At 67.5% G+C, this 21616-nt stretch carries 15 protein-coding genes; all 15 read left to right on the top strand.

Annotated features, from left to right (window positions below; all coding sequences use genetic code 11):
* Positions 1-167 precede the first annotated feature (167 nt).
* The 15 genes from QRN53_RS11745 (at position 168) to QRN53_RS11675 (ending at position 21457) form a co-directional block, all read left to right on the top strand.
* Entirely contained in the window at positions 168-1469 is a 1302-nt protein-coding gene (locus QRN53_RS11745; RefSeq protein ID WP_056387367.1) for a hypothetical protein, read from the top strand.
* 58 nt (positions 1470-1527) lie between these two features.
* Positions 1528-3819, top strand: coding sequence for a phage tail tip lysozyme (locus QRN53_RS11740; protein WP_285244025.1), 2292 nt, complete (start codon positions 1528-1530; stop codon positions 3817-3819).
* Between the two features lie 133 nt (positions 3820-3952).
* On the top strand, positions 3953-4927 hold the full coding sequence (locus QRN53_RS11735; protein WP_056387374.1) for a hypothetical protein: 975 nt from the start codon (positions 3953-3955) through the stop codon (positions 4925-4927).
* A complete protein-coding gene (locus QRN53_RS11730) occupies positions 4927-5649 on the top strand; it encodes a hypothetical protein (protein ID WP_056387377.1) in 723 nt (240 codons plus the stop codon). The genes QRN53_RS11735 and QRN53_RS11730 overlap by 1 nt, the downstream gene beginning before the upstream one ends.
* Positions 5650-5722: 73 nt before the next feature.
* On the top strand, positions 5723-6526 hold the full coding sequence (locus tag QRN53_RS11725; protein WP_056387380.1) for a hypothetical protein: 804 nt from the start codon (positions 5723-5725) through the stop codon (positions 6524-6526).
* Positions 6523-7254, top strand: coding sequence for a hypothetical protein (locus tag QRN53_RS11720; RefSeq protein WP_056387381.1), 732 nt, complete (start codon positions 6523-6525; stop codon positions 7252-7254). The genes QRN53_RS11725 and QRN53_RS11720 overlap by 4 nt, the downstream gene beginning before the upstream one ends.
* Positions 7255-7311: 57 nt before the next feature.
* Positions 7312-7848 (top strand): hypothetical protein, encoded by a 537-nt coding sequence (locus tag QRN53_RS11715; RefSeq protein WP_056387384.1) that lies wholly within the window; start codon positions 7312-7314, stop codon positions 7846-7848.
* Complete coding sequence (locus QRN53_RS11710; protein WP_056387386.1) at positions 7848-8864, top strand: hypothetical protein; 1017 nt, start codon at positions 7848-7850, stop codon at positions 8862-8864. The genes QRN53_RS11715 and QRN53_RS11710 overlap by 1 nt, the downstream gene beginning before the upstream one ends.
* 94 nt (positions 8865-8958) lie before the next feature.
* Positions 8959-11235: a relaxase MobL gene (gene mobL, locus QRN53_RS11705; RefSeq protein WP_160141486.1), complete on the top strand. Its 2277-nt coding sequence runs from the start codon at positions 8959-8961 to the stop codon at positions 11233-11235.
* Positions 11236-11395: 160 nt separating this feature from the next.
* Positions 11396-11935: a hypothetical protein gene (locus QRN53_RS11700; RefSeq protein WP_056387390.1), complete on the top strand. Its 540-nt coding sequence runs from the start codon at positions 11396-11398 to the stop codon at positions 11933-11935.
* Between the two features lie 87 nt (positions 11936-12022).
* Positions 12023-12817 (top strand): hypothetical protein, encoded by a 795-nt coding sequence (locus QRN53_RS11695; protein WP_142133568.1) that lies wholly within the window; start codon positions 12023-12025, stop codon positions 12815-12817.
* Positions 12818-12842: 25 nt separating this feature from the next.
* Positions 12843-13115 (top strand): hypothetical protein, encoded by a 273-nt coding sequence (locus QRN53_RS11690; RefSeq protein WP_056387396.1) that lies wholly within the window; start codon positions 12843-12845, stop codon positions 13113-13115.
* A 153-nt stretch (positions 13116-13268) separates the two neighbouring features.
* Positions 13269-15035 carry an AAA family ATPase gene (locus QRN53_RS11685; protein ID WP_056387398.1) on the top strand — a complete coding sequence of 589 codons (1767 nt, stop codon included), beginning with the start codon at positions 13269-13271 and terminating at the stop codon, positions 15033-15035.
* Positions 15036-15167: 132 nt separating this feature from the next.
* Positions 15168-17237, top strand: coding sequence for a coiled-coil domain-containing protein (locus tag QRN53_RS11680; RefSeq protein ID WP_142133567.1), 2070 nt, complete (start codon positions 15168-15170; stop codon positions 17235-17237).
* Positions 17238-17362: 125 nt separating this feature from the next.
* Positions 17363-21457, top strand: coding sequence for a type IV secretory system conjugative DNA transfer family protein (locus tag QRN53_RS11675; RefSeq protein WP_056387403.1), 4095 nt, complete (start codon positions 17363-17365; stop codon positions 21455-21457).
* Positions 21458-21616: the final 159 nt, after the last annotated feature.

The raw sequence follows: 21616 nt of genomic DNA, 5'->3' as shown, positions 1-21616 counted from the left end.
GCGCGGCAGGAATCAACGGCCGGGCACACAAAGCGTCGACGGACCGCACCGGGTCGGTTGAGGTCACCAGGCCTCAACCGGCCCGGTGCGTCGTTTCCGGGGTCGGACGACGGCGCTGACGACGAGCAGGACAGGCAGAGCAAGGAACAGGACGAACGGGAACGGACATGGGGATCAAGGACAAGGCGCTGGCCTTCGGCAAGCGGTTCAAGCTCGACTCGCACCACGCAATCGAGCGCTTCGGGGTGTTCTTCGGCATCTTCGCTGTGATGGGGCTGGTCGTGGTGGCCGGCTCGGGTGCCGCCGCCTTCAAGGCGGGCAGCGACGCGGTGTCGCACACCGCGCTCTACAACACCGAGTTCACCTCCTCGAAGACCCAGCTCAAGGGCACGGTCGACGGGGTCTACACCAATCACACCGGCAACAGGGCACTGGTCATGATGCACTTCCCCGCCAGCGCGGCGATCTCGTACAACGCGGCGGACTACCAGGCCTTCCTGCTGGGCACCAACGACAAGCTGCAGACCGAGAAGGTCAGTACCAGCGGAATCAGGGGCACCTTCCACGTTTTCGGCTCGACCGGTTACGTCGGGGTCCTCCTGGACGCGGACCGGCCCTTCGACCGGCAGGTGCTCAACCTGACCGTCCGCGCGAACGCCGAGCTGACCTACGACGAGCGGCAGCAGAGCAGGGATGACCAGGTCGTGGGCGACTCGAGCTTCAAGAAGTACGACCAGTGGCGCGTGATCATCAACCCGGGTGCGTCGGGCACCACCGACATCCCGGCCCTGGACGCGGCCAGCTTCGACCCGGCCCGGGCCTATTACGACGTCGTGCTGAAGACCCAGGAGCAGCAGACGCGGGACAAGCTCGACCAGAAGCTGCTCGCGATGCGCACGAGCCTGAAGCAGGTCGAGTCGTACACCTCCGACCTGGCGACCACCAAGGTCGATGGGCTCTTCCTCCGTCCGCCGGCCGTTCCGACCTCCATCGCAGGTGATCAGGTGGCTGGTGTCTCGGCGGCCGAGGCCAAGGACGGGAAGGCGACGCTGGAGCTGAAGACGGGCCATGTCGTGCCCGGCGGATTCGACTTCAACTGGCGCGCGGGCAACGTCTATGCCGGCTACCTCGACACGCTCGTGCCCGCCGGTAAGGGCTATGTGCAGTTCCTCGCCGACAAGCGCGCCGAGGGCAGCGACAGCACGAGCCAGCAGGTCTCGGACATGAAGTGGGTCCTCTCCGACGGCACCGACCTGAAGAAGGACTACCGGTCCTCCGAGGTGACGATGCGCCCGCTCACGAACGTGATGAACAACCTCTCTCAGGCCTACCAGGACTACGGCAAGGCCAAGTCGGAGTACCAGTCCGGGCTTCTGCTCGAGCTGCTCGGCCTGGACGTGAAGCTGCGCGATGTGCAGTCCAACAGCACTGCGAACTCGGCCGGGGACTTCCTGACCGTCTATCACTGAGCGCGCTCCACGGAGCGGGCAGTCACCACCCAGGCATCGAGCCGGAAAGGACAAGCTTATGGCCATCGACCAGCCGACGCGGCGGGATGACCCGGCCCGGCGCGCTGCATCGCCCCGCGGGGACCGCAGGTCCGCCGACGGGGGTGCGAAGGAGGAGTCGCAGCCCCCTCGTCGTGAGGGGTCCGGCGTACGCCGCGCCGGGCCCCGTACCGGAGCGGCCTCCGCTCCTTCCCCGTCCGGGGATGCAGCCAAGGGTCTGCCGAAAACCCCGGGGGCCGCCCCCGCGCCGCAGCCCGTGGACCCGACGCCTGCGGGCCGCGGGTCGAAGCACCTGGGAGCCGCACCGGCCCCGGACGCAGCGGCTGCCGCTGGCAAGGCCACAGGTGCGGCCGACACAGCCAGCAAGACCAGCAAGGCCGCCAAGGCTGCCAAGAGCCTCGACGGTGTCGCCGCCGGGGCGGCCGGGGGAGCTGCCCGCAAGGCGGTCGAGGGTGACGGCAGCAGCGCGGTCCGCCGCGGTGCCGGCCGGTACGCGGGAGCGGCTGCCTCGGGAGCTGTCGCCGGGGCGCAGGCCGGAGCCGCCGCCGGTGGTGTCGGCGCGCTGCCCGGGGCAGCGGTCGGCGCTGCCAAGAATGTGGGCCTGGAGACCGGCAAGGATGTTGTCGACGGTGCGTCCAAGGTCACCGGCGGAGGTCCGGACGCCGAGCCTGCCGACAAGCGGCTCGGTGCCGGGGGCACCGGCTACGAGCGGACCTCGCAGAAGGAGAAGGACGGCCAGCTGCTGTCCAAGACCGCCAGGGGTGTCGCCGTCGGCGGCACCGCGGCGGCCGCTCCCCCGGCTGCGGGGCTTCTCATGGTCATGGCCTTCCTGAAGTGGCTCAAGACCATGTTCTTCGCGATGCTCGCGATGGCCGCCAACGCGGCCAGCATGATCTGGGGTTTCATCCTTGGGATCGCCAAGGCGGTCGGGCACACGATCGCCGCACCGTTCATCGCACTGGGCGGGCTGGTCGGCAAGGCGGCAGGAGCCGTGTTCGGGGTCACCGTGACGGCCACCGTCGCCCCGGTGGCCACGGCCGCATCCGGGGTGGCTGCGACCGTTGCCGCGGTGGCTGTGCTCAGCACGGTCCTCACGGGTGTGCTCGACCAGGCCGGCCTCGATGGCGGCCGCGGCTCGACCATGACCAACTGCATCGTCAATGTCAGCCGCAACGGCCCCGGCGCTGACGTCCCGGCGAATACCGAGGCGAACGCCCGGGCGGTCTACTCCGTGCTGAAGACCTGGGGTATGCCCGAGGAGAACATCGCGGGCATCCTGGGCAACTGGTCGCAGGAGTCGGGCGTGGACCCCACCAGCGTGGAGGGCATCTACAACGAGCCCTACCAGATCGGCCCGCGCAAGCAGACCGCCTGGGACGGGAACTTCACCCACATCCCCGGCCAGTCGCACGGCGGCATCGGTCTGGGCCAGTGGTCGAACGGGCGCACCACGATGCTCCTGGATTATGCCAAGTCCAAGAACCTGGACTGGTACACCATCAAGGCCCAGCTGGCATTCATGGCGGAGGGCGACAGCCCGGGGGACGTGGCCGTGTTCAAGGACATGATCAAGACCTCGCAGGGCTCTCCCTCTGCTGCTGCACTGCACTTCCACGACAAGTGGGAGCGCTCGGCCGACAACGCTTCACAGCTGCAGGAGCGTAAGGCCGACGCCGAGATGTGGTTCGGCAAGATGAGCGGCTGGACCGTCGACACCTCGGTCGTGGGCGGGGTCCAGGACATCGTGGGCGGCATTGTCGACACGGTCGGCAGCGGGATCCGCTCCATCTTCGGCAACTGCGACAGCGACACCAAGGTGCGCCCGGGCAGCCTCGTCGACGGCGGCATGAACGAGGAGCAGGCCCGGCAGCTGATCGACCTGTACAACCAGGAGGGCGACAAGTTCCTGGACGACAAGTACGGCGCTGGCGGACCGGGCTCCTGCGGCGACAACCACGCCATGAACTGCGTGTCGTTCTCGGTCTACTTCATGAACAAGTACACCTCGTTCCAGCAGTACCCGCCGGGCGACGGCATCCAGACAGCCCACGCGATCGCGTCCATGACGGGCAAGCAGGTCTCGAGTACGCCGACGGCGTACTCGGTCGGTTCCGGGCCGGGTACGGGGTCCGAGGGCCACACCCTCGTGGTGCTGGGCGTGCAGGGCGACAAGGTCATCCTCGGTGAGGCCGGCTACTGCGCGTTCATGGGCCGCGTTCGCGTTGACAGTGCGGAGCGGATGAAGTCCGAGGGGTGGGTGTTCGTCGACGTCACGGACCTCATCACCACGGGCGGCAACCTGCCGGCGTAGCCGGCGGAAGCAGGGCCGGTGTCCGGACGATCCGGGCACCGGCCCTTTCTGCGTCCCGATCCGTGCGCAGTGACCTGTCGAATGGGGCAGACTCGTTATTGAATGACCATTACAGATAGACTTGGAGTCATATATGAGGACAACACGAGAAAGGGCGGGCATCGTGACGAGTGCGGACGATGATGCGCATGGCAGGGCCGGGGACACGGTCAAGGACGAGGACGGCGCGCCGAAGAAGCTGAAGGCCCCCGCCACCCGCAGGCGGGTCAGCGGGGTCGAACTCGAGGCCCGCTTCGAGGGCTGGCGCTCCGAGCGGCGCGGAGAGCGGCAGGCACGCACTCCGGAGGAGTCGGCGCGGCGGACGCGCCTGGTTTTGAGCGCCGCAATGGGCGTGGCGATCCTCGGGCTCGCGGCGGCCGCGGGAGTGAGCGGCAAGGGATTCGAGGTGGAGCACGCGGCCAACGCCGACCGGATCTCCGCGCTCCAGGTCCAGATCGAGGATGCCAGGAGCACTCCGGTCGCCCCGGATCTGCCCGGAAAGATGACGCGGCTGATGGAGGCAGCCGCAAAGGACGCCCAGAAGGTCGCGGAGGCCCAGCAGCGCTTCGCGCAGCTGCACCACGAGGCGGCGACACAGCCCAATGCGGGCAACGGTACGCCGAACGCGGCGACACTGCAGATCGCCGAGCACCGCCGGACGCTGGCACCCCTGTTCAGCCCGCGCTCGTTCCTGGCCGACGAGAAGGGGGCCTACTCCTGGACCTCTGTGACGCCGTTCGACCCGAGCACGCAGATCGACCCGCGGTTCCCCTGGTACGTGCGCTACGAGGGTTTGAAGGCTTCCTCGCCCGGAGCGTACGCCTGGTCGGTCGAGTCGGTAATGCCGGACCTCGCCACCCAGGACGCCACGGGCACCACGCGCACGGCGCGGGTGATCTGGCTGTGCCGGGACACCGCGGGTGGACAGGTGCTGGCGTGGGCGAACGCGGCCTACTCCTACGACGGGAAGGCCGGGACTTTCGCGGATCTCAAGGTCGTGGTGACCGCCGCCGGCGCGGAGCACCAGCAGGGCGCATCGACGACGGGTAACGGAAGCGGAGAGGGCTGATGATGCAGGAGCAGCAGATTGACGGCACGGACGAAACGGCAGCGCCGGAACCGGGCTTCATGCGGCGCAACGCCCTGGTGGTCGGGGTCACGGTACTGCTGGTTACCGCCGTGACGGTGACCGGCCTGACATGGGGGTCCCAGCGCAGTGCACTGGATCAGCAGCAGCAGACGATCACGGGCCTTCAGGGCCAGCTTGCCTCGGTCGGGACCGCGAAGTCCGAGCAGGTCGAGCAGGATGTCATGCAGTCGCTCGGCGTGAGCCAGAGCCGGATCCACGACGACACGCAGATCGTGGACCGCCTGGTGAAGACGGCATTCACCTGGGACTCCGGCCAGGCCTACGAGGCCGCTCGCCGGGACCTGAAAGAGCGCTACCACCTGTCCGAGGACGAGCAGTTCCTGAAGCAGTTCATGCCGCCGGCGCGCTTCAACGAAGACGCCGCGGGCAAGCGCTACTACTACATCGACACCCAAGGGCTGAACTCGGCGGTCAATGCCGACGCGGACCTCGAGGTCGTGAAGGTCACCGCGGACGAGTACACGTATGCCGTGCAGATCGAGGTGGCGGCTACCTCCGATGCGGTGTCCCAGAACAAGGTGGCACCGGACCGGGTCAAGTCGTACCGGACCGTGCTGGTGTACCTCACCGTCGACGCGCAAGGGAAGGTCTCTGGCCTGTCCGCCATTCCCGCTGGCGGTTCGACTCGTCATTCTAGATGATCCGACTCCCTTTCGACTCATCTTCTTGATAGAGTTGTACTGGTATTCGAGACGAAGAGCGAGTTGAGGGGCAATGGCATCGACAAAGATCGGCCAGTCGGGTGTGCAGGCTGACAAGCCTGTCCGCAAGACCCGCTTCGTGGCCGCGCCGGACGCCGGTGCGGCACCGGGCGACGCCGACCCCACTGGGGACGGAAATGTCCCGGGTGCGCTGATGAGCCGCCGGGCGGCCATCGGCGGGGTGTGCACGGGGGCAGCTGCGCTGCTCTGCTTCCTGGTCGGCGCAGGTCTCTCTGGTGGCGAGGCCACCGTCAGCCAAGACAAGGCTCAGCAGATCGTCTCCCTGCGCGAGCAGATCCGCACCGCCGAGGTGCGCACCGACGCCCTCCCGGAGGCCAAGGACGCTGACCGCGCCCTGGTCACGGCACAGGGAGCTGCGGAACAGATCGCCCGGTTGCAGAACGAGTACCGCTACCTGACACCCTCGGTGGCGGACTCGGGCGGGACGCTGGACCAGGCTGCCGCCGAGCCGACGCGCCGGAACCTCACCCCGTACTTCGCCCCCGACGTCGGGACCACTCTCCAACCCTGGTACCTGCTGGCCGCCGACAAGGACGTCGCCGCGGGCAACGAGATTCCGATGAGCTTCGACTCCGGCTTCAAGTGGGTCGCCCAGCGCCCTTACTCGGTCGAGGTGGACGGCACGATCCGGGTCACCTGGTTGGCGGTGCAGACCCGCCCGGCGGCCGGGCAGGCCCCGGCGGTACTGGCCTGGGCCCGGGCTGACTACGACATGACCCGCAAGAGCTTCTCCGGGGTCCAGACCGGAACGACGACCACGGGCGAGGCCCTGCGGCAGGAGGTGAAGGCACCGTGATCGAGGACGTGAAGGACTGGGTGCGCGCGAGGGCCGGGAAGGTCCTGGTCTGCAGCACCGGAACGCTGCTGGCGCTGTCGCTGCTCTCTCTGGCCCCGGCGCTGCTGGCCGACGGTTCGGCGGACGCCGACGCCAAGGCCGACCAGCTCATCGTCCAGCTCCAGGGCAAGCAGGAGGACGCGCAGGCGGCACTTGAGACCAAGCATGCCCGGTTGCTGGCTGCCCTGCCGGGGATGGATGCCGAGCGGGCCGACCGGGACCGGGCCGCAGCGCGCTCGGTGCTGCTGAGCCTGACGGATTCTTCGGCCGCCTCGCGGACCGTCAAGGAGACGCAGGCCGCCCTCGACGCCCGGTACGGGTTTCTCGGGACCTCGTCCCGGGCCCTCACCGAGTTCATCCCGGAGTGGATGGCAGCGACCGGTGCCGGAAAGGGCGCGGGGACGGCGTACCAGCTGGCCGACTTCGACGTCGACGTTGCCGCGGTGAAGGGCCTGGACTACTCCGTCATCGGAGTGGCGCGCCTGGACCCGGTGTCCGCCGACGGCAAGTCCACGGCCAAAAGTGAGTACGTGGTCTTCACCTTCGCCACCGGACAGGACGGCACGGTCGCCTCGTTCGAAGCGTACCGGGCCTCGGGCCGGACGCGGGACCAGCTTGCCGCGCAGAGGCCACCTGCCTCTGCTTCACCGGTCGATACCGCCAGCCCCGGACCCAGCCACAGCGGCTGACCGGCGGGACACCCGCACAGACACGACACGACACGACAACCACGAAGGACGAGACGAATGACGATCCAGACTCTGGACAAGACCGGCAGCGCGACCGAGCACGAAGCCCGGGTGGAGGCTGCCACTGCAGTCCCCGTCGAGAAGGCCCCGGTCAAGCCGAAGGCCGGGCGTGGCCCTTCGAAGCTGGCCGGCGCGCTGCGCCGCCTGGCCCCCGGGAAGGGCTTCGGCGGATCGCCGGTGCTGATCTGGGCGGTGTTCTTCCGCTCGGTCGTGCTCATCGCCGACTACGTGCTGGCCTCGATGACTGCGATGGTCGTGATCCCGATGCTCGGCGCGTGGCTGCACCGGCAGTCGGGCGCAGCAAGCGGCGACCTGACCATGGCCGGGACCGTCGCGATGTGGATCGCCCCGCTGCTGTTTGTGGTCCTGTTGCTGGCCGCCGCGGAGATCGCCGCGATGCGCGGGATGTGGCGCTGGTCCACCCGCCGGATCCGGGCTGTACGCGACGCCCGCACCCCGGCGCTGGCCCCGGCCACCTCCGCCCCCAGGACCACCCGCCCGAGCAAGAAGACCAACCGGAAGAGGAGCAACTGATGCGCACTGCTGGACTGATGATGAATGACGTGTGGGCCGACCGGGCCCTGCGGGAGCGTGGCGTGCAGGCGCACCGCTACGACGGCCTCGATGCCCAGATCGGGGTGCTGGTCGACTCTGTCGAGCTCAAGCACCGCGGCAAGGAGGAGAACTACCGGCCCTACCTGCACGTCGTGGGCGAGCTGCGCTCGATCACTCCCGCCGAGCCGCTTCCGTACGGGATCACCCAGGTGACCTACTCGCACGGCCAGGGCGAGAAGGTCGACGCCTTCTACGAGTTCGACGACGAGCAGCTGGTCGCACTGGCGGCCAAGGGCTACTTCAGCCCTTCGTTCACTGTGCCCGACCAGCTCACGGGGATCGAGTGGGAGCTGCCCGCCAGGGCGGATGCCCTCGTGCTCACCCCGTCCGGGGACCAGGCCGATGCCCCCGTGGTCTTCATGAACGTGCACCGCATCGCCGATCTCGAGATCGACCTGGCCTCCACCGAGTACGACCTGGCGGCCTACTTCGCTGACCGCTCCAAGGATGGTCATGGTCCGGTCGAGTCCGTCGTCGACCAGCGGGGCCTGCGGGCCCGCTCCGACGCGATCAACTCGCTGTTCAGCGAGGACGAACTCGACTTGGTCGCGCAGGCGGAGAACCTCCAGCGGCCCGAGGAGCAGCAGCCGGCTGCCGAGGGCGTCACCGCGCAGTTGCTGGCGGTCGAGGCTGAGATCACCGCGGAGCGCGAGCGGTATCAGGCTGAGCTGGAGCGCACTGAGGGCACGCCCGAGCACCTGTACCACCAGCGTGTGGCCCCGGCCCTGCACCTGGACGGACCGGAGGATGCTGCCGTCCCTGCGGACGCGGAGCCGGATGCCAGCGCGACCCACGATCTGGACTTTGGTCTGGATGAGGAGGCCACCGGGCAGGAGGTGCCCGCGCCGACGCTCGAGGAGCGCAAGCGCGAGGCCTCCCGCCGCGCCGCCGACCTCGACTTCGGCGAGGAAGACGGGCACGGCCTGGGCCACTGAGGCCGAGGCGGGCAGAGCAGTCAGGACGGGCCCCGGTCGCTGGAGGACAGCGGCCGGGGTTCTGTGCATTCACACGACGGAGGGATGAGGCGGGATGGGCCTGAAGCAGTCAGTGGTCATCGTCAACGAGTTCAGTGTGCCGCTGCCCGGCGGCAAGGGGTCCCGGGGCGGCACCCCCGGCGACTACGTCACCCGGTACATGGCGCGCGAGCAGGCGACTGAGTCGCTCGCGCCGATCCAGCGGCTGCGCACGGACGACTTCATCCTGCGCTACATGGCCCGCGAGAGCGCGGTCGAGCGCGCCGGGACGAGCAGGGTCGAGGCCAAGACGATAATGCGCCAGGCCCAGGGCGATGGCGGCGTGGCCTTCGGCTACGGCTCAGTGTCGCTCTCCGACGAGCAGCTGCGGGCTGCATCCCGGGACATCCAGAAACACTTCGAGAGCGGCAAGACGGTGCTGAAGACCGTGCTCTCCTTCGATGAGGAATACCTGAAACGGCACCGCATCGTCGGCGAGGACTTTCACTGCGAAGGCCGCGGGGACTACCGCGGCCACATCGACCAGATGAAGCTGCGGATGGCGATCATGCACGGGCTGGAGCGGATGAGCTCGGGCACGAGCGGTTTCGACGACCTGCGCTACGTCGGCGTGATCCAGGTCGACACCGAGCACGTCCACTGCCACCTGGCGATGGTCGACGCCGGACACGGCCACCTGGCCAAGGACGGCACCCAGCGGGGCAAGCTTCTGGACCGGCACAAGTCCCGGTTGCGGCGCGGCGTGGACGCCTGGCTGGACGAGAAGCAGGCCGTCGCGCACCTGTCCAGCGCCGTCGGTTACGAGCGCAGGAACGTGACGACCTTCATCAAGCGCTGGGCACACGAGCGCATGCGCTCAGAGGCCCTCCCCCAGTTCCTGTTGGCCTGCCTGCCCGCCGACCGCTCGCTGTGGCGCGCCGGAACCAACGATCTGCGGATGCGCAAAGCCAACCGTCTGGTCTCCGAGCTGGTGGCCGAGCAGCTGGAGCGGCCGGGCTCTCCGCTGCCGGCGGCAATGGAGAGGGTCGTGGAGTACGCCAATCAGCGCCGGGAGGCCGAGGGCCTGCCCACCGACGCGTGGCAGCGCCTGGTCGACGCGGGCCGCAACCAGATCACCGAGCGGGCGGTCAACGGGGTCTACCAGATGCTGCGCGCCCTGCCCGAGGAGGAGCTGCGGGTGCGTACGCCGATGCTTGAGGTGATGGGTATGGACTACGCCGAGATGGCCGCCCTGGCCGCAGAGCGCCAGCAGCAGCACGGCAGCTCGGAGGACGACGTCGTCTCCTTCGGCTTCCGGCTGCGCAGCTATGCCTCCCGCCTGCAGCATCACAAGTCCAAGGCCAGCGCCTACCGCGACCTGGCCCGGCAATGGGAGCGTGCCGAGAAGGCCGAAGTGGCCGTAGAGGACTCCCGGCCGCTCTACGACTTCTACCGCTACGAAGAGGACTGGCACCGGCGGGTGATGAGCAAGTACCAGCACTTCCTGCCGTTTGTCGGCGACGCCAGCCAGTGGTACGCCCAGCAGCAGGAGGTCGCCGCGTACGGCCAGCGCCTGCTCTCGCTGATGGCGCTGCGCCAGGACGCCTCGCTGCAGCGGATGAAGGACGCCGACCAGGCCGAGGAGATGGGCCGCGAGATCTACGGCCAGCCCGGCGGACGGCACCTGACCGCGGGCAAGGCCGGACGGGCGGTGCTGGACGCGCGCATCGAGACGATGAAGCAGGTCTACGACGAACGGCTCCAGGAGCTGCGCACCGACCTGGCCGACTCGGGGCTGGTGCTCGTCGCCGGTCCTGCTGACCAGCGCAGCGCCGTCGCCGGCGGGGATCCGGAGGTCTCCACCCAGCTGTCGATCGAGACCGGGACGGCGCACCCCTTCGACGACGTCAAGGCACTGGACCTGCATCACCTGGGCTACGACTTCGTGGCCGATGTCGAGATCGGCGAGCGGGCCCGGCGGGAGTTCACCGCAGCCGCGGCCGAACGCCGCCGGCTGCTGCTGGCGGCCATGGAGTACCTCGACCAGTCAGGCCAGTCTGAGGCGATCGCCGACCTCCCTGTCGACGACATCGCCGCGATGACCCGGGTCTCGCGGGAACTGGTTCCGGTGGAGGACGGCTCCATGCGGCCGCTTCTGCGTTCGAGGATCGCGGCGCTGCGCGAAGAGCAGGAACAGGCGGCCCGGATGCGCCGTTCGAAGGCCTCCTCGCTCGACGCCGGCCTGGTGGTGCGTGTCCAGCAGCGGGTCGACGCCGCGGTGGCTGGTGCCGGGGTCCTCCCCGGCCCCGAGCAGGAGCCGGCAGGCCGGTCCGACGGTATCCAGCACGAGTAGGGACACGAGTCGAAAGATCATTCGAATGGTTGCGGAATGCTCTATAGGAGTATTAGTGTATAGAGCAGTTCGGCACTGCACTTCGGGGCTTTGCTCGGACGACGTGAATGATCAAGGCCGTTCTGCCGAGTGGCGGACGGAACGACGAAAGGACGAGATCATGGCACTTCTCAAGGGCAAGGGCGCAATGACCGGGGTCAACCTCATCGCCAAGGTCTATGACAACGGCGCGACCAAGGACGGCAAGTCGCACTACGCCGACATCCAGGTCGACGCCCGCGACTCGCGCGGACCGGAGCAGAGCAACCTGCACCTGAAGTCCGAGCGCGTGAAGGGCCCGGACGGCAAGGAGCGCTTCGCCAACACCGCCCCCTACTCGGTGGGCCAGCTGGAGGAGATCGTCAAGGCCGCGGGCCCGAATACGGAGCCGCTGCTCAACAAGGACGGCGAGAAGGTCGGCACCGTCTACGGCTTCAAGGGCAACGTGATGCCGGCCTCGCGCGGCACCGGTCTGGTGGTCAACACCAAGTCCGTGGAGGCCAGCGACTTCAAGGTCGACGCCAAGACCCTGGACAACCAGTTCGCCTCCATGAAGGCGGCCAAGGAGACCCAGGCGGCTGCCAAGCAGAGCCAGGCCGGTCCGGAGCAGACCGCCCAGGCCGAGCAGGTCGTCGAGGCCGAGGCCCCCGCGGTCGGCTGACACCGATCCACGGCTCAGCAGAACTCATTGAAAGGCCCCCGGAGAAACCTCTCCGGGGGCCTTTCGCATAGAGAGGAACGAATCATCATGGCAGATCTCAGTAAAGGTTCCCAGGGCCGACCGGAGCACGGCCAGCGCCCGACGTCGTACACGCCCGAGCAGCTGGCGGCGATCCGCGGGGCCACCCCCGATACCGGAGAGCAGCGGGGCCCGAGCTCGCAGGCGGGCCTCGGCGCGGTGCGGGGTCCCCGATACAGCTTGCCCTCCTCCCCCGCTCCCGGCCAGCCGGGCTCGAGGTTCAACCCCAACGTGGTCGAGCGGCGGCCGCGCCCGCAGGCTGAGCCGGCACCGGGGATGATCACTTCAGCGGATGTGCCGAAGCCGGAATCGTCCCGGCAGGAGCAGCCCCAGGCGAAGCAGGCCCATGCCGGCGGCACGGTTCAGGGTCCGGTGAAGGTCCCGCTCACCCAGCGGGCCGCCGGGTCGAAGGTCGGACAGGCCGTGCAGTCCGCGGGCCTCCGCGAGGGAGCCAGGCGGCTCGGCACCGAGGCCATGCAGGATGCCGCGGCCCACGCCCAACGTGCCCAGCAGTCTGGTGCATCGACCAGGGGCGTCGCCGCCAGCGCCGCCAGGGGAGCTGCCGTGGGTGCAGCCCGCGGGCTGCACACGGAGCTGGCCGGACATGGCGGACAGAAGGCCCCCCAGGGCTCCGCTGCCGGGGCGGACCTGGTCGGGCGGATGGGCTCGGTTGTCGGCCGTGGTGCTCAGGAGCAGCTGCCGGGCACCTCGCCGCAGGGACGGAAGCCGGTCAGCGAGAGGTACGACTATCAGTTCGAGGGCCAGGGCGGGCCCGAGGGCACCGAGCAGCAGCGCGGGGCCTGAGACAGGCACGGAGGAGGAGAAGGCTATGGCGACGAACGATCCCAGCCCACTGAGCGGCACGAGCCTGCTGGAGCTGGGCCTGGACGAGATCACGGCCCCGGACGAGGGCAAGGACATGTGGGCGGAGGCCGGGCGCGCACTGGTCGACCGCGTGGGTGCCTCGATGCGTCAGCAGCGGGAGGCGAACGAGCGGGCACGGCGCGACCGGGAGTCCAGCAGGCCGCTGAGCGAGCGGTACGACTACCAGTTCGAGCAGGATGGGGCTTCGTCCCAGGAGGACCGCCAGCCGGGGCTGTGACAGCACCCCTACGGAGTGAATGGCCAGGAGGCCCCCGGATATGAGTCCGGGGGCCTTTCGCTGTCCTATCACAGTCGAGCCGAATGGTGCCATGATAGACTTTTGACTGATCTATCAGATGAATTCAAGTCTTGGCGAGAGGTCTTCCACGGCATGTTCCATGAAGTGCACCTGAATGAGGGCTATCCGCTCCTGTCGAAGCTGTCGGACCCGCTCAAGAGGGCCGAGCGCGAGATCGTCGGCCGCGAGCACGAGAAGCTCCAGCTGCTGGCCTCGATGAGCAGGCCGGAGCTCTGCAACGCCCTGCTCCTGGCCGAGGCAGGTACGGGTAAGACCGCTCTCGTCCAGGCCACGATGGCCGCTGACGCCGAGCGGCTCTATCTCGAGGTCGATCCGTCCCGGATGATCTCCGAGGCCGGCGACTCGGACCGCATGGCCGCCATGCTCAAGGGCTTCTTCGACGAGGCCGAGCACTTCGTGGCGGACGAGAAGCAGGAGCTGGTCCTGTTCATCGACGAGTTCCACCAGATCATCCAGCTTTCCGATGCTGCGGTTGAGGCGATCAAGCCGGTGCTGGCGGCTTCCGGGGCACGCGGCATCCGAATCATCGCCGCGACGACCTATGACGAGTTCCACAGGCACATTGCGCCGAATCAGCCGCTGGTTGAACGGCTGCAGCGCATCAACCTGACGCCGCCGGACCAGGAGACGACGATCCGGATTCTGCAGGGCATGGCCGAGCACTACGACGTCGCCGACCAGTTCTACGACGACCACATCTACCGGCAGATCTATGAGTACACCACGCGCTACATGCCGGCGAGCTCGCAGCCGCGCAAGTCGATCCTGGTGCTGGACAGCATGGTTGGCTGGCACCGCCTCACCAAGCGGGCGCTGGACCGCGATCTGCTCTCGGACGTGCTCCAGGAGTCTCTGGGCGTCAACGTTGCCTTCAAGGTCGACGGCGCGAAGATCAAGGAGCAGCTGGACTCGAAGGTGTTCAGCCAGGACCTGGCCACGCGTGCGGTCGCGCGGCGGCTGCAGCTGTCGGTCGCGGACCTGAACGACAAGGGCCGGCCGGAGGCCTCGCTGCTGTTCACGGGGTCGACCGGTGTGGGTAAGACCGAGCTTGCCAAGCAGCTGGCACGGCTGCTCTTCGGTGACGACCAGCGCCACCTGATCCGATTCGACATGTCCGAGTACGCCCAGGACTCCTCGATGGACCTGTTCCGCTCCGAGCTGACGAAGCGGGTCTGGGACCTCTCGCACGCCGTACTGCTGTTCGACGAGGTCGAGAAGGCCTCGGCGATGGTCACCCGCCTGCTGCTGCAGGTGCTCGACGACGGCCGGCTCTCCGACGACAACAATCGCGAGGTCAGCTTCCTGAACACCTACATCGTCATGACGACGAACGCAGGCTCGGAGATTTACAAGACCATCGCGCAGTACGCGGCCGACGACACGGGCTCGGGCGAGCAGCTGCTGAAGTACGACAAGCTCATCCGCCGCTCGATCACCGAGACCTCGGCGGATAACCGCTTCCCGCCCGAGCTGCTGGGCCGTATCGACGCCATCGTCCCGTTCCAGCCGCTCTCTGAGGACACGCAGCGCAAGATCGTGCGCAACAAGCTGCGCCACATGGTGCAGGAGGTCCTCATCAAGCACAACGTGCGGGTAGACATCGACCAGAGGGTCCTGCAGTACCTCATCGACGACAAGGGCGACACCGACTCCAATGCCGGCGGTGCCCGTGGCGCGGTGGCGAAGATGACCGACGAGGTCACCACCGGAGTGGCGACGTTCATCAACGAGCATCCCTCTGAGCGGCGGATCCGGATCGACGTCGTCGGCGAGCTGGCGAGCGACCACAAGGACATGCTCACCTCCGATGCGTGCATCGAGGTGAGCGCCGTGCGCTGATCTGCGCCAGCGGCCATTGTGGGTCATTCGGCGTCGTGTCGAATTGTCTATCATTGCACCTATCGACTCATAAGCGATAGGATACTCATAAACCAGGCGAACTGCGTTTCATCATCGAAGGGATCGACACCAATGGGCATTCTGGGCACGGCTGCGGGAAGCCGGAACAAGGATCGGAAGAAGAAGCCTGACGAGCTGCTGTCGTCCGTGGTCAGGGAGACGGCGATCCCCGCAGCAGTCGAACTGCTGCGGTCGAACGCGAAGTTCGTCTTCCCCAGCGGCACGGCGTGGGTCATGCTCGTGCTGGCCGCCGAGTCCATCGGCGGGCTGAGCAAGCGGCACGGCCGCGACGAGGCGAAGGGCTCGCTCATCGAGCTCATTGACTCCGACCAGATCAAGACCGTCGCCACGGCAGAGATGTTGGGCGAAGAGGTCTTCGGCATCATCCCCAACACGGAGACGCTTGCGCGCATGGAGGAGTACTCGCTCCTGGCTGGCGCGGAGTACTCCTGGGCCGTCGTCTGGCAGAAGCCCAGCGGCGAGCTGCTGGTGGACCTGGTCGCCGAGGCCACGTTCAAGCAGGCCCAGGAGGTCGCTTCCGGCACGCTGAGCCTCGAGGAGGCTGTCGGAGCGCAGGCCTGGCGCGAGCACAGCGGCGTCACCACCGACGAGCCCGGGACCCGTCCCGCGGCGGACGCGGACGCTGTTGCTGCCGTGGATACCGCCGACGAGGGTGACCCGATCTTCGACTCGATCTCCGGCGGGGACGAGGGTGCCGGTGACGAGCCGGTCTTCGACGCTGCGGGCGATGAGCCCGTGTTCGACGACGAAGCCGTCGACTTCGGAGACGAGGACGCGGCCCCGGTTGCGGTGGAGCCGGAGCCCGGCTTCGACGGCACGGCCGGCTTCGAGGAGTTCGACGAGGAGTCCGGTCCCGTGACCGCCGACGATACGGCGTACGCCCCGGCCGAGGAGGAAGCCGTCCTGCTGGAGAACCAGGAGCAGGTGCGTGAGGTCATTGCACGCCGCTTCCTCTCCGAGGACCTGGACCTCGACGTGCGCCTGGACGAGTTCAATGCGACCTTCGCCATCGGCGCGCCGGTCGTGCAGATCGAGGTGCCGCAGGGTGCGACCGAATGGCTCGGCGACCAGGTCGCCCAGCTCAACCGGCAGGCCAACGCCGACCTTGCCCAGCTGCGGTGGGCGCACGAGGACGAACTGCGCACGCTGTACGTGAACCTCATGTCGGCCCACGTCGAGCAGGTCATCCGTGACGTGGCCACCGACCGCGAGGGCTCGCGCTACAAGGCACTCAAGGACGGCACCGAGGCGGCGCACCGCGAGCGGGAGTCCGAGAAGGAACAGCGGATCCGCACCCGCAAGGCCGAGATCGTCCAGGACTACGAGGCCCAGGCGAAGAAGCTCGCCGAGCAGGCCGCCCTCCAGGCGGAGATCCAGTACAAGGAGCGCAACCGCTCCCGCATGGAGCGCGAGCAGGCCGACGCCGTCGCCGAGATCGAGCGGGTGCTCGAGAACTCCTACTCGCACGACCGCCAGGAGATCCTGCGCGTGCGCCGCTCCGACGCCGCCCTGAAGATGCAGGTCGGCACTACGCGGATCTTCGAGGTCCTGGCCGAGAAGCAGAAGGCCTACCTCGAGGCCGAGGAGCAGCGTCTGGGGCAGTGGAAGGCCGAGATCCAGCGGATCGTCGACGACAACCGCAAGGCGGACATCGCCCAGGCCGAGGCTCTGGCAGAGCACCAGCGCACCACCGACGAGATCGGCGTCCTGCGCCGCGAGCAGGAGGCGCTGCTGGAGTCGATCCGCAACGAGCACGCCGACCGCATCCGCCGGATGGAGGACGAGCTCGACCGCAACCGCAAGGACGCGATCACGCAGATGCAGGCCCGCGAGACGGAATGGCAGCACAGCCTGTCCCTCGAGAAGGAGAAGACCGACTCGGCCACGCAGCGCAACACGGACCTGCTGCAGCAGATGGAGGTTGTCGAGGACTCGGTCAAGCGCCGTTACGAGGCGCGGCTGGAGGAAATGGCTGCGGACAAGGAGTCCTACGCCAGCGAGCTGGCAAGGGCTTCGGAGATCCAGAGCCGCTACAACAAGATGCTCATCGCCCTGATCGTCGCGCTGCCCGTGCTCGGCGGCCTCGCCGGCTTCATCGGCGGGGCGGCCATGGGCGGCTGATCCGACTCGGAGATCGACGGGGGTCTGACGGCGCATGGGGCTCGCACCCCGTGCGCCGTCGGCGTCTTCCGGATCACAACAGGCGCAGGACACACAGACACACGCGGAAACAGGCAGGGAGAACCATGGCAGGCAGCAAGCGCAGGGCGGCACGGCCCAAGGCCAGCGGCTGGGAGAAGATCTCGGCGCGTCGGCCGGAGGAGACGCTGACGAACCGGGACGTCTATGAAGACCAGCAGCTGGACCGCGGCGAGCGGCTGAGCAAGAAGTCGAACACGTCGGGCCTCGCGCTCGCCGGCGTCGCCGGCCTGCTGGTCGCGATCGTGGCGTGGGTGCTGTACTCGGTCATTGCTACGGCAGTGCTCACGCTCGGGGCGACGATGGGCGGTGGCCTGGGCGGAAACAGCAGCGGAAAGCCGGACTCGTACTACGTGGAGGACACTACGACAGGCCAGGGCGGGGCCCCGATGACGTGCTACCGCGCCGTCAACGAGAAGGGTAACCCCGAGATCGGCTCGAAGTGCTACCCGGATCTCAAGGACGTCCCGGTGCCAGCGTGGTGGACCCACGCAGGCAGCGCCGCCCAGGACGCCCCGGAGGCTGACCAGGGGGCCACGCCCACGGCGACGAACGTGGGCGGGCAGCTGGGGTCCGTCACCGGGTTCAAGCTCTTCCTGACGCTGGGATCGGGCGCGCTGGTCATGATCATGATCTCCACCTGGACCGGACGCCAGGTCGCCAAGCACAACGCGACGGTCGACCACACGGACATCAACGACCACCGCAACGACCAGCACATCGCGCTGCCGGAGGAGGTCCAGCAGAACTACGACTGGTTCCCGGACGCCGGTGCGCACTCGGGGGTGCAGGTCAGCTCCATGATCAGTCACATGATGCTCAGCAAGAAGGGGCTGGGCACGGTCAAGGTCTCCCGGCGCGCAGAGTCCGACGTGATTGACCAGGACGGCAACGTCGTCTACTACAAGGGTGAGGTCATGGACGGCGACGACGGCGAGCCGCTGGTCGAGACCCTGCCGCTGATCGACGAGGAGTTCGGCGAGGCGCTCTTCGACGCCTCGGGCCTGCCCCGGGACAAGCGGCTGCGCCGGAAGTATGACGCAACGGTGATCCCGTACAACCCGCCGACCGAGGAGAGCCGGCGCAAGGCCAAAGAGGCGATGGACCCTGGGAAGCTCCAGGGCGCGAACCGTGACAAGCTCGGGCCCTACCGTACGGTGTCGGACCTGATCACTGATGATTGGGAGTTCCCGGCGTACGAAGTCCAGCGCCCTGCCGGTGCCTACATCGTCGACACTGCTCCCGTGAACACGATGGTGCTGGCCATCACCCGGGCGGGCAAGGGCCAGACCTACATCGAGCCGATGATCGACATGTGGTCGAGGGAGAAGGAGCCCTCGAACATGGTCATCAACGACCCCAAGGGCGAGCTGCTCGTCAAGAACTACATCCCGCTGGTCACGCGCGGCTTCGAGCCGGTGCAGTTCAACCTGATCAACGCGATGAAGACCGACATCTACAACCCGCTGGGCATGGCCGCCGACGCCGCCCGCGAGGGCGACTCGACCAAGTGCGCGCTCTACATCGAGAACATCGGCGAGGTTTTCTTCCCGCTGGACGGCGGTGAGGACCCGGTCTGGCCGAACGCGGCGAACAACGCCTTCAAACGGGCCGCCTACGGTCTCATCGACTACTACCTCGAGGAGGAGCGTGAGCTGCGCGAGTACGCAGCAGCCACCGGCATGGACCCGGGCACGCTGGAGCAGCGGCTGGACGACATGTGGGGAAAGGTCACGCTGTACAACTGCTACCAGCTCTTCGTGCAGCTGACCTCGAAGAAGTGGAAGAACCCCGCTGCCGAGCTGGAGAAGCGCATCAAGAACGGCGAGTTCGAAGAGGACGAGGACGCCCTGGCCGAGGAGCAGGCCAAGGTCGCCGAGAAGGATTTCCTGTGGGAGGGCAAGGCCGAGCAGGACCTGCTCACGCTCTACTTCAACGCCACCCAGGCCCTGCCGCGCAACTCGATGCGCACGCTCGTCGGCAACGCCCACAACGCCCTGGTCGCCATGGCCGGTGCGGAGAAGATGATGTCCTCGGTCTACGGCATCGCGATCACGGGCATGAGCTTCTTCACCGACCCGACGATCTCGACCCTGACCTCGGGTAAGCCGAGCCAGAACACTGACCTGGCGGGCCTGTCCTTCCCGCGGCGGCTGGGCGTGCGGTTCTCGCCGAACTTCATGAAGCGCGACCACCTGCTCGGCCAGATGGCGAGCTGGTCGGCGTACGCGGACCCGATGTTCATCCAGAACCTTGGCAAGGACTTCGAGCACTCGGAGATTGTCGGCCGCGTGGGCTGGGCGCGCTACAACTTCAAGGGAATCTTCCCCGGCGACGAGGCCTGGCTGAAGCTGGAGCTGAAGAACCCGCAGAGCGGCATGCTCGTGCGCACTTTCTACTTCCACTTCCGCAAGAGCTACCAGCTCTCCCTCAACGGCCGGCACTTCGTGGTCGAGCCGGTCACCGGCAAGAAGATCGTGAAGAACGGCGTGCTGCGCGAGCTGCGGCCGGTGCGCGAGGGCGGCACCCGCGACAGGAAGATCCTCTCGTTCCAGCCCGGCGACACGACCTTCCCGAGCCGCAAGCTGGACTTCTCCGGTGGCGGGCACCCCGAGGAGGTCGAGGTCCGGGCGCGCGCGATCACGCAGACGATGGCGCGGTACTCGGAGTCGCCCAAGGCGGTCTTTCTCGTCACTCCCCCGCACCTGATGAAGTACGCCAAGCTGATCCTGATCCTGGTCAAGCAGCTGGTGGACGTCTCGTTTGACCAGTCGTACATGACCAAGTCGAACCAGAAGCCGCTCTACCGCACCCGGTTCATGCTCGACGAGCTCGGCAACCTGCAGTCCGACGGCAACGGCATCGCCGGCTTCGAGACCATGCTCTCCATCGGCCTCGGCCAGGAGCAGCAGTTCACGCTTATCCTGCAGACGCTGCAGCAGCTGCGCGACGTCTACGGCGAGTCGGTCGACAAGATTGTGCAGGGAAACACGAGCAACATCGTCTTCCTCAAGTCGACCGACGACTCGATGATCGAGACGCTGGAGAAGATGAGCGGCAAGACCCACCGTACCCACGCCAGCTCGAAGCAGATCACGCAGAACTTGGACAAGGTGGTCGGCGGGAAGACGGACGGAGCGATTTCGCGCACCTGGTCGACGGAGGAGGAGCCGCTGATCAAGTACAACGATTTCGCCTTCCTCTCGCCGCGCAACTCGATCGTGCTGCGCGCCGGCGACGCGCCGGTCTGGAACCGCAACGAGACGATCCTGCCGATGTCATTCAAGCTGCTCGGCAACACGATCACCCACCCGGGGCACGAGTACTCGCTGCAGACGATCCCCACGCTCAGCTCCGCGATGGAGTTCGACGTGCGCATGAACCAGCCGGACTTCGTCAAGATGCTCGACAAGCGCATGGCCCAGGCGGTCAGGGCGGCCGACGCCAAGACGCTCTACCAGGAGACGTACGACTACAAGGACATCGACATCGAGCGCCTTGACCCGGACGTCTACTCGGACGAGGTCATGGAGGTCATCACGCGCATGGTTTTCACCGACGAGAGTGGCGACCCCAACGCCCCGGTGGTCGTGGACCCGGACGACTACGAGGCCATGATGCTGGGCAACGACGAGGAGTTCCTGGAGGACGTGGAGGTGGCCGCGACCGTGGCTGCCCACCAGGCGACGCAGAAGGACCACAAGCGCCTGGTCTACGCCGAGGGCACGGTCAGCAAGGAGATGCTGATCAATCTCGACGGCTCGGCGAAGGTTAAGGCCCTGGACCTTGAGATCGGTGAGGCGTACAAGACCGCGCTGGTGGAGATGCAGCGGGACCGCGAGCACTTCTCAGTCGGCGGGGACGGCGAGCTGCGCAGCGCCGACGGGTCGAAGACCTACATCAGCCAGGTCCGCTCCGATGCCTACACCGACGCCGCCCGCAGGATCAACGGCCAGATCAGCGACGAGGGCTCGCGCGTGTTCGCCGAGCAGGACGTGACCGAGGAGGATCTGCGGTCGCTGGCCACGGTCAAGGTGCACGCCGCCTTTTACACTTACCTGGCCTCGCTGCCCAGCTGGGAGGTCCTGGCCGATGGGGCTTTCGACCGGGCCATGGCCGTTGAGATGAAGTCCCGGGGGTAGTGCCGGCGGGTCTATTCGCTCCGTGCCGGGACGGTCGATGCAATTCGACTGTCCCGGCATTCGTCTTTTGGCTCGCTTCTGACTCATCTATCGCTTCCATTCGAATCATCAGCGTATGATCTATACATAGTTATGTCCCCGAGCGTCCACAGGAGGCTG

The sequence above is a fragment of the Pseudarthrobacter sp. fls2-241-R2A-127 genome, from assembly GCF_030209355.1.
Classification (GTDB): domain Bacteria; phylum Actinomycetota; class Actinomycetes; order Actinomycetales; family Micrococcaceae; genus Arthrobacter.
Note: the sequence above shows the minus strand (reverse complement) of the source record. Positions and strands in the feature narration are given on the sequence as shown.